This window comes from Paenibacillus allorhizoplanae (genome assembly GCF_927798215.1).
Classification (GTDB): Bacteria; Bacillota; Bacilli; order Paenibacillales; family NBRC-103111; genus Paenibacillus_E; species Paenibacillus_E allorhizoplanae.
In genome coordinates, this window is sequence record NZ_CAKMMW010000001.1 from 99,074 (window position 1) to 114,920 (window position 15,847).

General features: G+C 46.7%; 10 protein-coding genes. 3 read left to right on the forward strand and 7 right to left on the reverse strand.

Annotation, left to right across the window (positions count from 1 at the left end):
* Window positions 1-16 precede the first annotated feature (16 nt).
* From L6I86_RS00345 to L6I86_RS00360, 4 genes are read right to left on the reverse strand one after another with little or no spacing between them, the layout of a single operon-like run.
* Window positions 17-1,426, reverse strand: a complete 1,410-nt coding sequence (locus L6I86_RS00345) for an MATE family efflux transporter (protein WP_420851819.1) — start codon at window positions 1,424-1,426, stop codon at window positions 17-19.
* Between the two features lie 49 nt (window positions 1,427-1,475).
* Complete coding sequence (locus L6I86_RS00350) at window positions 1,476-3,323, reverse strand: cache domain-containing sensor histidine kinase (protein ID WP_236283929.1); 1,848 nt, start codon at window positions 3,321-3,323, stop codon at window positions 1,476-1,478.
* A complete protein-coding gene (locus tag L6I86_RS00355) occupies window positions 3,302-4,807 on the reverse strand; it encodes an extracellular solute-binding protein (RefSeq protein WP_236283930.1) in 1,506 nt (501 codons plus the stop codon). Before L6I86_RS00355 ends, L6I86_RS00350 begins: the two co-directional genes overlap by 22 nt.
* A 32-nt stretch (window positions 4,808-4,839) precedes the next feature.
* Window positions 4,840-5,940, reverse strand: a complete 1,101-nt coding sequence (locus tag L6I86_RS00360; RefSeq protein WP_236283931.1) for an SGNH/GDSL hydrolase family protein — start codon at window positions 5,938-5,940, stop codon at window positions 4,840-4,842.
* Window positions 5,941-6,166: 226 nt separating this feature from the next.
* Between L6I86_RS00360 and L6I86_RS00365 the strand changes: the two genes are divergently transcribed.
* Genes L6I86_RS00365 through L6I86_RS00375 form a run of 3 tightly spaced genes read left to right on the forward strand, consistent with a single transcriptional unit; the run spans window position 6,167 to window position 12,031 of the window.
* Window positions 6,167-7,765, forward strand: coding sequence for an FAD-dependent oxidoreductase (locus L6I86_RS00365; RefSeq protein ID WP_236283932.1), 1,599 nt, complete (start codon window positions 6,167-6,169; stop codon window positions 7,763-7,765).
* Window positions 7,766-7,797: 32 nt separating this feature from the next.
* A complete protein-coding gene (locus L6I86_RS00370; RefSeq protein ID WP_236283933.1) occupies window positions 7,798-8,856 on the forward strand; it encodes a Gfo/Idh/MocA family protein in 1,059 nt (352 codons plus the stop codon).
* A gap of 43 nt (window positions 8,857-8,899) precedes the next feature.
* Complete coding sequence (locus L6I86_RS00375) at window positions 8,900-12,031, forward strand: Ig-like domain-containing protein (protein WP_236283934.1); 3,132 nt, start codon at window positions 8,900-8,902, stop codon at window positions 12,029-12,031.
* Window positions 12,032-12,312: 281 nt separating this feature from the next.
* Here L6I86_RS00375 and L6I86_RS00380 read toward each other — a convergent pair whose 3' ends face one another.
* The 3 genes from L6I86_RS00380 to L6I86_RS00390 form a co-directional block, all read right to left on the reverse strand.
* Window positions 12,313-13,146 carry a Gfo/Idh/MocA family protein gene (locus L6I86_RS00380; protein WP_236283935.1) on the reverse strand — a complete coding sequence of 278 codons (834 nt, stop codon included), beginning with the start codon at window positions 13,144-13,146 and terminating at the stop codon, window positions 12,313-12,315.
* Window positions 13,147-13,259: 113 nt separating this feature from the next.
* Window positions 13,260-14,792 (reverse strand): type 2 periplasmic-binding domain-containing protein, encoded by a 1,533-nt coding sequence (locus L6I86_RS00385; RefSeq protein ID WP_236283936.1) that lies wholly within the window; start codon window positions 14,790-14,792, stop codon window positions 13,260-13,262.
* Between the two features lie 110 nt (window positions 14,793-14,902).
* Window positions 14,903-15,823, reverse strand: coding sequence for a carbohydrate ABC transporter permease (locus L6I86_RS00390; protein WP_236283937.1), 921 nt, complete (start codon window positions 15,821-15,823; stop codon window positions 14,903-14,905).
* Window positions 15,824-15,847 lie beyond the last annotated feature (24 nt).

Consider the following 15,847-nt stretch of genomic DNA (forward strand, 5'->3'; position numbering starts at 1 on the left):
AGAGAAGGTGCCTTCTTCATTTGGAATCCGCTGCTGGCTCGATCAATCGATGACGATACCATTGATCCCCCTTGAATCGCCAAAGGAAGATAAGCCCACGAACGCCCCATTCAATATTCATCGCTAACCATACACCGATAATGCCCATATGAAACACGATGCCAAGCACATAGCCCAGAACAACCCGGAACAACCACATGGACAGCATCGAAGTCGTGGATGTGAATTTGGAATCCCCTGCAGCTCGAAGCGCTGCTGGCAAGAGGAAGCTGATTGGCCAGAGTGGGACTTGCGCAATTGCATTGATCAACACGATGATGAAAAGCTCCCGAATGATATCATCCGGCGGGTGAAATAAGCTGACCAGCGGCTTGAACAACGGAAGGAGGATCAGTGCCATCAGAAAGAGTGTAAACGACGCAAGCCAGAGAAACGATTTGGCAAATTTGCGAGCGTCTTTCACGTTTTGCGCCCCCATACATTGTCCAATCACAGTTACCGTTGTCAGAGATAACGCGGCAGCCGGAATCTGTAACACACCTGCTAGCGTTCCGCCAATTGCATTGGTCGCCATGGCATGCGTGCCAAGACTCACGATAAACACTTGCGTGACAATTTTACCGCCATTAAAGAACATCTGCTCGGCCGCAAATGGCAGCCCGATAAATAATATTTTCTTCATCATCGCTATATTCACATGTAGTAAGTCATACAATCGCATACGGAAATTCGTATCTAATTTCACCACATACAGGACAGCTACGAATGCCGCCAGAAATCTGGACACATTCACCGCGATGATCAACCCATGTACCCCCATATGTAAGAAATGGATACATATCACATTCAGAAGGACATACGATAAATTCATGATTAAAGAGAGTTTCAAGGAAGTTCGGGACTTTCCGATTCCTCTCAATGCACCGCAAACGGCCTCTACGATGGCAATTCCCACATAAGATACGCTGCTCCCTATCAGATAGGTCTTAGCATAAGCGAACACTTCCGCGGAGGCTGTCCCAAACAGCAGTGTCAAGACGGGGGTATGAAACACAATCATTAACAAGCTAATGCCAAGTGCAAAAGATGACACCAAGGAAATGGAGCTAGCTGCAGCTTTGGCTACCATCCCTTCGTTACCGCTACCTTTATACTGGGCGACCACAACCGTTCCACCTGTCGAGACGGCCACGAATACGCTGATCAGAAATATGTTAAGCGAATCAATCATACTTACAGCGCTAACTGCGGCAACACCTGACGAACTAATCATGGCAATATTCACCAAGTTAAGCCCAACAAGGAATGACTGATCAATGAGAATCGGTATATATAAGCCAATAATCTGCTGATAATCCATCACTTTACCGGAGAAATACTTATGCATAAAAGCTTTTCGTCTCAAGCTAAATGCGGGTTCCATCACATCATCTTCTTTTTCGTTATATTTATCATGCTGATTACTTCCGTGAGTGTTATCCTGACTGCTCCTCTATCGGTGATTCACACATGCCCAGTGGGAGACGGAGCGTAATCCGCGTCCCCATCTGATGACCGCTCTCAAATAAAAATTGTGATTCATTCCCGTAATACATCTTCATTCGCGCGACGACATTTCGCAACCCGAATAGATCCTTTTCTTTTTTCGTATCCGTAGAGATCCCTTCTGCCGCTAGCCTCGCTGCCTCTTCTAATTTACCGCAAATATAGATCAGCCTATCCTCGCTGACACCGACACCATTATCGCGTACTTCGAGGACGAGATGACCGCCATCCAAATAGGAGGAAATCGCGAGCTCCCCACCGCTGCTCTGTTTCTCTAAGCCATGCAGCACGGCATTTTCTACCAATGGCTGCAGGAGTAATTTAAGAACATGATAATGAGCGCTTTCCTCCGCAATGTCGAAGCGTACCGTGAAATGATCCAGAAATCGCAGCTGCTGCACTTTAATATAATACTTCAAATGCTCGATCGTTTCCTTAACCGTAAAGGTCTCATTTCCTTTATTCAAGCTTAAACGGAAAAATTTCGATAGATTCAACACCATTTCACTGATTTCATCGGCTTCATAGTTTTTGGCTGTCCAATAAATCGAATCCAATGTGTTGTAGAGGAAATGCGGATTAATTTGAGACTGCAAAAATTTCAGTTCCATTTTGGACAATAAAAGCTGCTTCTCGTAGTGATCCCGGATCAGTGTTTTCTGATTCTCCGCCATCCGATTAAAAGATTCTATCACATATCCTAATTCATCAACGCGTGTATCCTCTAATTGGATGGTGAAATTCCCCGTGCGGAGCTGCTTCATCCCATAAGCTAATTTACGCAGTGGCGCAGAGATGCCTCGATAAATGATCCAAGAAGTCCAAATGGCCAAGACTAAGCTGACGACTAAAATGCCATAAGAAAATATTTTCAACGAGTCGGTATGACTCCGGATTTCCCATAAAGGCTGTTCCATCATAAGTGACCACCCAGATAACTTCGATTTCACGCTGATCGTGACCATCTCCGTCCCTGTTTGAGGTGATTTACGAATCGTTCTTACCTGGTCTACTTTCTCCCACGTTTGAGCATTTACACTTCCACCTGTCCCTGTGATCGATTTCCCGTCATTATCGAAGAGATAAATATTTGCGTTTTTGGAAGGCAGCAGAGGTTTCGCAAGCTCGATAAGTGCACTCTTTTTGACAGATAAAATAAGTAAATTCGGATTCATCAGCGTGCGATTATACGGATCCATCGTCCGAATCAGATGCACGCTGTCTGCATCGAAGTAGGATTCACCCGCCTGCGGTGTAAAAAAAATCGTTCCCCCATTAGCCTCCATCAAATGCTGATACCATTCTTGGTTCTCAGCCCCGGATGGCAGCTTGCCTCCACCGAATTTGGTGGAAATAACCGTACGTGAAGGCATGTGGATAATCGTGATTTGGTCAACAATCAGATTGACCGTCGTCATACTTGTGAGCTGATCCATCACTTGGGCAAAGTGAACGAACGACTGCTTTTCCGGCTCTTGACCTACAGACTGCAGCGTAGCGTTGACATTCGTATCGAACGCGATTAAGGAGGACAGTTGTTCAATATTTTGCAAGGTCAGATCCAGATAATCCGTCATTGTATGCAGGGCTCCCTGCGTTCTTTCCCCGGTCTGCACTTCCAGAATCACTTGCGATTTGGCTATAGCAAACAGGCTAAATCCTGCTAACGGGAGTAGAATTAGCAAAAAATACCAGGTTAGCCGAACTTGGATATAACCGGTTAGTAATTTACGAATTTTGGATAGGAACTCTTTGATCATTTGTTGGTTTCTCGCCACCATTCATTCACTTCCCCAGTAATTTCATCACCGCCAGCTTCCTTCCACTTTTTCACAAAAGCGTCGAACTCCTCTATGGGGCTTAAGCCTGCAATAATTCGCGTAAACGTATCCTCTTGCAGCTTAGACAGCTTAATTTGATGCTTACCCATAGCTGGTGTTGGGGGCCCATTGAATCGGTCAACCATCAAATTTTGCTCGATCCGTTGGATGTTATCATACAGACGGAACTGTGAACCAAGGGCATCCAGTCGATCTCGTGTCACATTCGGATCAGCCATATCCGCCAATGCACCATAGATACCACGATAGCCATGCTTCGAATGTTCATCAAAACGAATGGATAATTTTCCGTCGACCCGCGTCCAAATTTCGTTCTCAAAACCGAGCTTTAAGCTTGTTTGTCCTGGACCTGCGACGAAATCCAAGAACTTAACGACTGCCTCAGCTTTATCGCTCTTGTTAGGAATCACGTTGTAGGAACGGACGTTGGACGTGCTGTAGACACCATGCTTTCCATTAGGGCCTACCGGGAAATCCAGTGGAATCCATTCCGCTTTCGGATCGATTTTCCGATTTGCGGCAATATGTGCGCGAGTGTCCGACCAGGCTGCTGAGAATAGACCGACTCGACCGCTAACGATCTTTTCACCTAGCACATCAATTTTATTCAAAGGGAATTCGGGGTCTAGTATGTCAGCATCATATAAGCCTCGCAGATACAGAAGCGCCTCCTTCATTTCCGGTAGTACGCCCGAGTAAACCAATTTCCCGTCGCGTTCATACCAGGCTTTCATTTGTACCCCAAATGCGCCTAGAAATGGCGAAGTTCTGCGAAGCCGCTCCAGAATCGATAGGCCATACGTATCTTTTTTCCCATTACCATCTGGATCTCTCTCGGCAAATGCCTTCATCACCGCCGTGTACTCCTCAATTGTCTTAGGAGGCTGCAGCCCTAGCTTATCCAGCCAATCCTTCCTGGCATAGATGATTTCGGTTCCTTTCACCTCGTTCAAACTCGGTATTGCATAGATCTTGCCATCCACAGTGACATTATCCCAAGCTTCCTTGGGGATTTTGGCTTTCAGATTTGCCCCGTATTTCTCAATATAATCATTCAAAGGCGTCAGCGCCTTTTGATTTACGAAATGGATAAACCACGACGGATCACTGGTATTCAGCAAATCCGGGGGCTCGCCAGACGCCATAATGACGTTAAGCTTTTCATCATAACCATTGAGCGGAGGGAGCGTCACGTTGACCTGAACACCAATGTTTTTCTCAATATAGCTAAGATAAGGATTATGATTCTCATCCATTCCCTCCGGGAAATTCATACCTAGGCTGTTCGCGACGATTCGAATAGCAGGTTCGCTTGCTGTACCCGCCTTATTCTCTTCCTTTAAGGTCAAATTCGGAATGCCGCAGCCAGCAGTTGAACAACAAGCGAGCGTGACTAGAATAGCTGCCCTTATTCTTTTCATCATTCCAATCCCCTTCCATCGTCGGCAAGCAACTAAGCGAGTATTTTCTTAAGAATAGGAGTGAGCCCGTCCGCCATACGCATGAAACCGAGATCAGTGGGATGTATGCCATCGACAGTGCATTCATGCGCATTTTCGCCTAGTAATGTTGAGCCATCGTAAAAATAGATGTTAGCATCCCCATTTTCTCGCAGCCGCTCGACCGTCCCGAGCTGGACTCCTTTACGTTCTTCCTTTTCTAACTTCAACTGCTTGCTATACCTTTCTTTCGCATAAGGAATACCTGAAAGGACGAGAATCGGCGTATGTGGATGTTGATTTCGATAGATTCGAATGAATTCGGGCAAAGTCTTTTGCAAGCTCTCCGTGGATACGCAGTTTGCTTCATAATCCAAGACGAGACAAGCAGGATCCGGTATTTCTGCTAGAATGTGCGCAAGCTCAGGCTCTCCTTTTCCATTACCTGAAAAGCCTAAGTTCAGAAATTCCCTATTTACTCGTCTGGATAGGATATTGGGATAGGCCATGCCAGGACGGGTGGCACAACCTCCCTGTGTAATGGAAGTACCGTACAAGAGTATCTTTTCACTGTTATCGTAAGCTGGTGGAGGAGAGATTCGTGCAGATGGGTCCAAACCGATCCACACTTCTTGAACACCTTGGTAGAGTGGAAAATTCAAAGTAACACTTCGATCTGCTCGTTCCATATCCGTAAACAGTACGCTTTCATATTCGGTCTGCTTCATATCATAGCGAGCCGTACTGTAATAGAACTGTTCACCTGGCTCTCCGATGTAGCAATCGAATCCGCATTGACCTGTTGCTGGCATATGATACATATTCGCAGCGCTGGAGAGCTTCACCTTAATGGAAAGGGAGACCGCATTCGTTGTAAACCGAATTTGCCCGCCAGCCGTACAGTTCGCCAAGTTATCCACTGCTTCGGGCAGTATCCACGCGGGCTTTTCTGGCAGTCTGCGGTATCGTTGTTTCTCCCTCAGCCAACCAAAACCTGCCAAGTAAAAGGGTTGTTCCAATGGTGAGTACCATTCCAATCGTTGATCATCGAGCTCCGGAATCGTCATATTCGCATCCAATTTCAAGACGTCACCTGATTGATGTTGATTATTCATTAAGAATCACTCCCTAAAATATGATTTCGCATCCACACACTATTATCTTGTTAGGTAATCAATCTTCGCTCTCGCTTGTACAATCCCTTTTTTTTCACGGCTAATGGGTTATTAAAGTACCAAAAGAAGTCATGGTCCTCCGCTGTGGCTATTTTCCAGCTGTAATACAATAGGGATAACCTGTGAATGCCTGCAGGCGAATTGGTTAAAGGAGGGACAATCATCGTTGTTGAACAGGAAAAGCAATCCCCATACGCACAACCACCAAGCTGATATCGTCGTGATCGGCGGTGGAACCGGCGGATACGCAGCCGCTCTCGCCGCTGCCAAATCCGGAAAAAGAGTCATCATGACCGAAGAAACAGATTGGATCGGCGGACAATTAACGAGCCAAGCCGTTCCGCCAGATGAGCACCCATGGATCGAACAATTTGGCTGTACACGCAGTTATCGACAGTTCCGAGAAGGTGTGCGTGACTATTACCGAAGTCATTTCCCACTTACCTCAGAGGCACGTTCACGTACGCTTCTTAATCCTGGTAATGGCGGCGTATCACGATTATGCCATGAGCCGCGGGTTGCGTTAGCCGTCCTGCAAGATATGCTCGCTCCCTATGTCAACAGCGGCCGGTTGCAGATTCTAACTCGCCACCGACTAGAATCCGTATCCGTGGACGGCGATGATGTCCGTTCCGTTACAGTTCGCAACTTGACGAGCGGCGATAGCGTGACGCTGCATGCTGCTTATTTCCTTGACGCCACCGAGTGTGGCGATGCGCTGCCACTTGCGGGTGCGGAATATGTGACAGGTGCTGAGTCTAAAAGTCAGACTGGTGAGCCGAATGCCGTTGAGGGTGATGCACTACCGCAAGACATGCAGGGATTCACCTACTGTTTCGCCATGGATTACATCGAAGGCGAGGATCACACCATTGCGCGCCCCGAGCGCTATGACTTCTGGAAGGCATACAAAGCAGACTTCTGGCCTGATCGGCTGCTCAGCTGGTCCGGTGTTCGCCCGAGCACGCTGGAACATGTCTCCTACGAACTGTTTGAAGGCACGGACAAGTACTCCTTATTCTTCTATCGGCGCATTATCGATAGCCGTAACTTCGAGGAAGGCTTTTACCCTGGAGACATTACATTGGTCAATTGGCCGCAGAACGACTACTGGCTAGGCTCTGTTATTGATGTCAGCGCAGAGGATAGAGAGCAACATCTGTGGGATGCGAAACAGCTCAGCTTATCCCTGCTCTATTGGCTGCAAACAGAAGCTCCTCGGCCTGATGGCGGGCAAGGTTACCCTGGTCTTCGCCTGCGTCCAGATATCGTCGGTACAGATGACGGGCTGGCTATGTATCCGTACATACGAGAGTCGCGCAGGATCAAGGCGGAGTTTACCGTTCTGGAACAACATGTGAGCACAGCGTGCCGTCCTGACGGGAAAGCCGAACAGTTCCATGATTCCGTTGGTATCGGTTGTTACCGCATCGACCTCCATCCGAGTACTGGTAACCGTCATTATATAGATGTCTCTTCTCTACCTTTCCAGATTCCACTCGGCAGCTTGATTCCGATCCGAATGAACAATTTGCTGCCAGCTTGCAAAAATCTGGGTGTCACCCACATCACCAACGGATGTTACCGACTCCATCCCGTCGAGTGGAACATTGGCGAAGCGGTCGGTTTTCTCGCTAGCCGCTGTATCGATCGCGGCATCTTGCCTCGGGAAGTACGCAATGAGGCTTCTGAGCTTCGCACTTTCCAGAATATGCTTGAAAGCTACGGCATCGAGTTGGCTTGGCCTACGATTCGTCCTGTCTAACATTATTCATTCATAAGAAGAGGAGCATGTACATGAGTAAAATACGTATTGGTGTTATTGGCGCAGGTTCCATATCCGAAATGCATTTGAAATCGTATCATACGAATCCGGATGCTGAACTATATGCCATCTGTGACCTGAACGAGGAACGTGCGAAAGCAAAAGCTGAAAAATACGGCATCACACATATCTACACAAACTATGAGGATTTACTTGCAAATGACGCTATAGATGCAATTAGTATCTGTACATGGAACAATAGCCATGCCCAAATATCCATTGCCGCCCTAGAGGCTGGTAAAAACGTACTCACCGAAAAGCCGCTATGCACATCGGTGAAAGAGGCGTTAGAAGTCGAGGATGCCGTTCGTCGTACTGGCAAAACGCTACAAGTCGGTTTCGTCCGCCGCTACGCTTCGAATACCCGCATCATCAAATCGTTCCTCGATAACAACGAGCTCGGTGACATTTACTACGCGAAGGCATCGTGCATTCGTCGTTTGGGCAACCCCGGCGGCTGGTTCTCCGATGTGGATCGTTCGGGCGGCGGCCCTCTGATTGACGTAGGGGTTCATGTCATAGACCTTTGCTGGTACTTGATGGGGCGTCCTAAGGTAAAATCTATTTCTGGTAATACATATAAAAAATTAGGCAATCGCGCCAATGTGAAGAATCTGGCTTTTTACAAAGCTGCCGATTATGACCCTACTCATAATACGGTCGAGGATTTGGCCAATGCTTTGATTCGATTTGAGAACGGCGCTTCGATTCTAGTTGACGTTAGCTTTACGCTGCATGCTAAGGAAGACGAATTGACGGTGAAGCTATACGGGGAAAAAGGTGGAGCAGAATTAGAGCCTCAACTATCCATCATAACAGAGAAGTACGATACCATCTTGAACCTCACACCGCAGATTAATAACCTTTCGTTTGATTTTGTTGCCGGTTTTCAGGATGAAATCAATTACTTTATTGAAGTCTGCCAAGGTAAAAAGGAGACCCTATCACCTGTACAGGACGGGGTTGAGATGATGAAAATACTTTGTGGTGTCTATGAATCTAGCGAAAAAGGTGAAGAAATCCGCTTCTAGGGAAGGAATGTGAAACCAATTGAAAAAATCGAAATGGCTAATCATGACCTTATTGATTACATTACTCGCTTCTTCTTGGTCCATAACCGCATCTGCGGCAACCAGCCCCACTGATTTTATTGAAGTCGAAGCAGCTCCCGTCGATATCACCATCGATATTGAAGGTCCGCGCAAGCAAATCAATGCTATTGATACGGATATGAGTAGAATTACCGATTATGTCGCTTTATTCACCACAGAATTTGCAACATCCGTTACCGTTGGCACCACCTCCGTCGGCGTTGTCGTCGATGCGACAAATCATGTGACTCGGGTTGTCAATCCATCTGTTAACGGCGGTGTCCCCGTATGGACTGGGCCTACTACGCTGAACATCCCACAAGGGGGCTTCATCCTTGTCGCGAACGATGACAGTTGGGCGAATAAAACGTTCAAGCAGTATCTGGCGAAAAATTTCAAGGTAGGCGACCTCATTAAGCTTCGTAAAAATGGTGAAGTGGTCCCCGTCTCCGCACTCATGACGGGTCAAGGACTTCAAGCGCGTCTTAAACTAGACAATGACGATTGGTTTACGGTAACCGCACCGAAAACGATAGTTTCCGGCAAGCTGGAAAACCTGGAATCTGGCGTCACGTATGCGATTCGCATTAACCAAACTTCGGTTGCTTTGCAAGCTAATGGCTCTTTCCAGAGTGAGATCGGCCTCGCTGAAGGTGTGAATTACCTAGATGTCGTCGCGTCGAAGAACGGCGTTGAGAATGATCGAAAGACGCTTGTTGTATTTTATAAAAAACAAACCAGTGCTGCCAAGGAGGTCGTCCTCTGGGTCGACCAAGGCACCAATATTTTCAAACTGCAAACGCCTGAAAATATCCGTGATATGCTGACCAAAGCCAAAGATGCTGGTGTGACAGCCATTGCGCTTGATGTCAAAGGCGTCGAAGGCTTCGCCAACTATAAGAAGAACGATTTGACGAATCGTCCGCACATCTCACAAATGACAGCACCGACACGTGCGGGTGCCAATCCGAATCTGGATATGTTGGAAGAGTTTATCAAGTACGGGCATCAGCTTGGTATCAAAATCCACGCAGCCTTTAACGTTTTTGCTGAAGGCTCCCCTGCACATAACGAATATGGACTCCTCAACCAGCATCTGGATTGGGAAGAGCAAGTATATCGTCCGGAGGATAATGGTCAAATTTTGCGCCTGCGTGAGAGCAAATACTATACATCGGGCAAGTCCCTCGTTGCATTTGTGAATCCAGCCAACGATGATGTAAGAGCTTTTGAGCTAAAAAACATGGAAGAAGTGATTAAGAACTACGATGTAGATGGCGTTGTTCTGGATCGTACCCGCTATGACAACGAAACAGCCGACTTCAGCCCACTGACGCGTACGAAGTTTGAGGCTTTTCTCGCCACACGGGGTAAGCAGCTGACGAATTGGCCAGCGGATGTGTTCAGCTATGTGAACAACGTTCGCCAAGCTGGGCCTCTCATCAATGACTGGTGGGAGTTCCGTTCGCAAACGATCAAAACATTTACAGATGAGGTTCGTTTACTAACCGATCGTTACTCCACTCTGAAAGGTCATAAGGTCTACTCATCCGCTTATGTGGGGTCTTGGTTTGAGTCCTATTATTTGAATGGCGTCCATTGGGGCAGCCCGAATTTCAAGTACGACAGCCGCTTGCAACTACCGGATGACAGCCTTTATACCGACTCTTATGCGCAGACCGGTTATTCGGGCAACATCGATTTCCTCATGATTGGTACGTATCAAACGACACAAAAGGAAATTGAACATCATATAACTCTGGGCAATATCGTAACCAACGGTGAAGTTCCGATGTATGCGAGTATCGCTTTAGCGAACATCCAAGACCCACCACTGCAGCGTTCGGTGTTCCAAGCTGGCTTGTCGCAATCGAATGGCCTCATGCTCTTCGATCTTTCACAAGTCAACTGGTCTGTGGTGAAGGCATCGCTCCATAATGTGGAATACGTCAAGGATTATCAAATCGGATCGAGCATGCCAGGTAGTCCTGAGTCGTTCCTTGAAGCTGATCTCTTCAATGTGAGCCGAAACGAGAATAATCTCAACATTTATTCCAATGACTTCGGCCAAACAACAGCCACCAGCACGTTCGGTGTAGAAGCTATCGTGGACAGTTCCGGCAAAGTTACGAAGGTCGTGAACCAACAGCAGGCGCTTACCTGGAACTGGACCAACATGTCGCCGAATAACAGTGTGATCCCACAAGGCGGCTTCGTCATCTCTGCGCTGGATGCTTCAGGCGTGCGGACGAGAAGGCAGTTGGTCGCTAGAACCTACAAAGTCGGTGATGCCGTACGTTCGGCTGTGCTGCGAGGGTATTTGGATTATGCGAATACGAGTACAGCACTGCGTAATCTAGAGATCAAAGGCGAAGTCGAAGTGATTGGACCAGGGACGGCACGTGTTCTTCTAAACGGCGTACCGGCTGAGGTGTCCAGTAATGGGAACTTTATTGGAAATGTCCCGCTCGCAATCGGCGTTAATAATGTGCAGATTTCCGTCTATGTGGACGATCGCAAGACAAATGAGAAAACCATTAACATCACACGTACAGCCCCAACGTTAACAGGCATCGAACTGGATGCTGCAGCTTATCGTTTAGTTGCAGGCGATCAGCATGCTTCCGTTACGACCGCTGTGTACTCGGATCAAACGAGAGTCGTTGTCGCTGGAGCTTCATACAACTCCAGTAATCCATCGGTAGCAACTGTAGCCGCAGATGGTAACGTTACCGCATTGAAAGCAGGTACGACAGAAATTACGGCTACCTACGAGGGCATAACCGCTAAATCCATCGTAACTGTCGTGGACGTAGCGAGTCTTAACTTCGAAGAAAACAAGCACAGTCTTGTTAAAGGCGAAACCTACCAAGCACCGCTTAAAGTAATTTACTCTGATGGCGAAGTTGGCTACATCAACCAAGGCGTGACCTACAGCTCTTCACTCGATAAAGTGGCGTCCATTACAGCTGACGGCATCATTACAGCTGTGAAGCCCGGAACGGCAACAATAATAGCTTCCTATCGTAGCATGCAGGCTGACATTAAGATTAAAGTGTTCAACAGCCATAAGGACAAAAATGACGATGCCATGATGGAGGAATCCATCGACTGAGATTACTCCATACAAGACTCCGCTTCTGCACACGAGTTCGTCGATTTATCGATTAACTCGTGTGCTTTGCTCTGTCGGCACCATTAATCCGATAATACCGATTTAATCTCAGTTTTCCCAACATAATTTCCCGATTAGTCCTAAATCACTTAACTAAATCGTCACAAACACCTCCATTCCATGGAATAAGGGTAAAAAGTTCGGCAGAATCGGAATAAATAAAATAAGGCTATCGGAAAGAGTCTACTTAGCCCCTTTCTGACAGCCTAATCTTTGTTTCACTACAGCTGCAGCCACTGATAAGGTGTCTTCGCAGCTTTCATGCCAACCTCTAGAATCGTTGCAATCACTATCGTTTCTTCTTGGGAAACCGGCGGTTGGCCCGACTCGAAAAAACCAACCAAATTCTCGATAAACGCCCCAAAGAAATCGGACTCAATCTTTAGAAATTTCGACTGCCCTCCATCATAATAAAGGGCCATACTAAATGGACATTCCCAGCCGTATTGATGAAATATGGCTTGCCGGCCATCCCCGTATCCAATTAACAACGCTGGCGTTTGGTCCGTACCCACCCACATCACACGTCTCACATCCGTCCCCATCAAGGAGACGATTGGCTCCACCTGATGAATAGCATAGTTGGTAAACATCCCTGGCCCTAGGCTAATGATGGACTCGATACCTTGCTTCTCGATACCCGCATACTCCGCTGCAAACCGCAACGCCGAGGTCGAATACATGGGCGTTCGGTGCTTCTCCGCGAGCTCAAACATCCGCAAGGCAGCTGCTCGATCAGGTGCAAACGTTTTATCAATATAAGTTGGCTTACCCGACTGCAGGGCCAGCGTTGCAAGCTCCTCGTGATACTCGGGGTGATCCGGTGAAAGAACGACCAAATAATCGCTCTGCTCAACAACCTCCTCGATGGAATCAAGCAGCTGAATCCCCTTCTTCTGGCTCCATTCCGCATTGCTAAGCTTCCCATCCATATTCGTTTTCCCATAAGCATAAGCAACCTGCATACGTCCACTAGACGCCTTATCGATCCAGCCGGGGTATTTCTCCGCATGCCACTCATCTAGAAAATAATCAATAAACCCGATCTTTCTCATCTCAAACTCCACTCCCTCTGGGAAAATTACCGGCTTCACCGTCCAAATTGGACAGGTAGGTGCGTTTATCTAGAAGTAAAACCCCCACGGCATCACCGCAGGGGATTTCGCTGCTACTTTTTGTTTGCTGCGTACCATTCATTGGCCGCTTTGGTCATTTCTTCTCCGCCATCCGCTTTCCATTGCGCTACGAACTTATCATAGTTTTCAAGTGGTTCTGCACCTGTGATGTACTTCAAGAACGTATCTTCCATCAGCTTTTGCAGCTTCAAGTTGTATTTACCAATCGCTTCCAGTGGCGGTGCAAAAGCAAGTGGATCTAGAACAATATTGCCTTTGGCTGCTTCTTGAATTTTATTGAAGGAATCCGTTAAGATCGGATCTTTGCGAACACGCGCTTGCCAGTAGATCGGATAATTTTTCTCATCCACACCCGTTAAGAATGTAGAAGCATTGTTATATTCATCATTGAATTTCGGCAGTATAGGGAAGTAATTGCCATTTTCAAACTTATAGTGAACGCCTTCTTTACCAATCGCCGCTTCTTTGAAAATATCTTTATCCAGCTTAAGATCCAGATATTTAATAATATCTTCTTTGTTCTCTGCCCATTTCGGAATACCTACATAGAAGCTGATCCCTGCACTTCCCATGACTTGGACTTTGCCATCATCCCCTTTGAAGTAAGGGAAACTTCCGATTTTAGCATTTGGCGAGTTTTTCAATAGCGCATTTTGCACAGTTGGCGCGTTAAAATAAGCATTTGAAATGATCGCCGCTTTACCGCTTGTGAAGTTCTCGATGACTTTATTGGCTTGGTTCAGCGACCATTCCTGATCGATCAATTTCTCCGAGTAGAGCTTTTTCATGAATTCCAAATATTTCTTCATATTCGGATTCTCAACCGCATTCACCAATTTACCATTGACTTCCTGCCAGCCGGTCGTTGCTGTCGCCGAAACCATCGGTATGCCAAACGTAGGAAGTACTTCAGGTAAAAGAGGACTTTTCCCACCGGTTAATCCAATTACATTTTTCTTTTCTTTCAACGTTTTCAGGACCGTATACAATTCATCACGTGTCGTAGGTGCTTTTAAACCAAGCTCATCCATCCAATCCTGACGGACGATTAGCTGTGTATTCACAATTGTCCCTGATCCCGTTTGCGGTATGCCGAAAATTTTACCATTCAGCTTCGCGCCGTTCCAAGAGGTTTGTGAAATCACATTCTTCATATTCGTACCATATTTGTTGACCAGCTCATCAATCGGCTCAAGCGCACCAGAGGCAGCAAGCTTCGAATATTGAGGTCCACTGAGCAGCATGTAAGCATATTTCTCTTTGTTCGCCATCAGTAGATTGAGCTTGTCATCTGGATTTTCAACAGGCAGCATGTCGTAGGTCACTTTGTAACCCGTTTTTTCATTCAGGAACTTGGCAACGACTTCGGTATTCGGATCAAATCGCGCATATTGCAGCAGTGCTTTGAACTCCGGCTTTGGTTTATTGGCTTCTACGGTTGCAACAGGTGCGGTAGATGCAGCTGGCGTTGTAGAACTGCTCGGGGTTTGACTGGATCCACCACAAGCCGTAATCGCCGCTGTCATCGCTGTGATGGACATGAGAACTAACATTTTTTTTACCATGTAAGAGCCTCCCTATTTTTCCCTTTGAGTATGGATACTGCCATATACCAACTATTATGGAACCCTTGTAGAGCTGGCCCACCACCACCCTTCATAATTTGCCTGTGACTTCATCCCTTTACAGAGCCTACCAGCACGCCTTTAACAAAATATTTTTGTAAAAATGGATACACACATATGATCGGAAGAGTAGCTAGAATGATCGAAGCAGCCTGAATCGACTGCGGTGATACGTTCAACGAAGCATCGACATTCGTCCGCATGAATGTGTCTGTCGAGGAAACGAACAATTCCTTCAAGTACAGCTGTAAAGGCTTCAAATCAGCGGAGTTAATATAGATAAGTGAAGTAAAATAATCGTTCCAGAACGTAACCGCATAGAACAAGGCAATCGTCGCAAGTACAGGCATGGAAAGCGGTAGAATAATTTGCGCAAATATCCGCATATTGCTAGCCCCATCCATTTTGGCCGATTCCTCAAGGCTATCTGGCAGCCCTTCGAAGTAGCTTTTGACAATGAGCATATTGTAGACGTTAATCATGTAGGGCAGGAAGAGAACTGGCAGCTTATCAATGAGATGCAGCTTGTGCATGAGCAGATATGTCGGGATCAGACCACCGCTGAACAGCATTGTAAATAAATACATGAGGATGAACAACTTACGTCCCCTTAGTCTAGGTTTGGAGAGCGGATAGGCGGCAAGTGTCGTCATGAACAACGCGATGAGTGATCCAACAAGCGTTACCGTGATGGAGATCGTGAATGCGCTCAGAAACATGGCATTGCTTGCCACATACGTATAGGTCCCTATTTGAAAATCAATCGGATATAGATTCACCATCCCCGCAACAACAGCCGCCTCACTACTTAGTGATTTGGCAATCAGGTTAATAAACGGAAAGATGGTCGATAAGCCCAAAAGAATAAAGAATAGGTGATTAGCCACAGTGAAAATTTTCTCGCCGAGCGATAACGGGATGGCTGAGGATTTCCTGCTGGACCTAGGTTGTAAACTGCTTTTCATATTCATCTCAGATCCTCCTTATGCTTGATA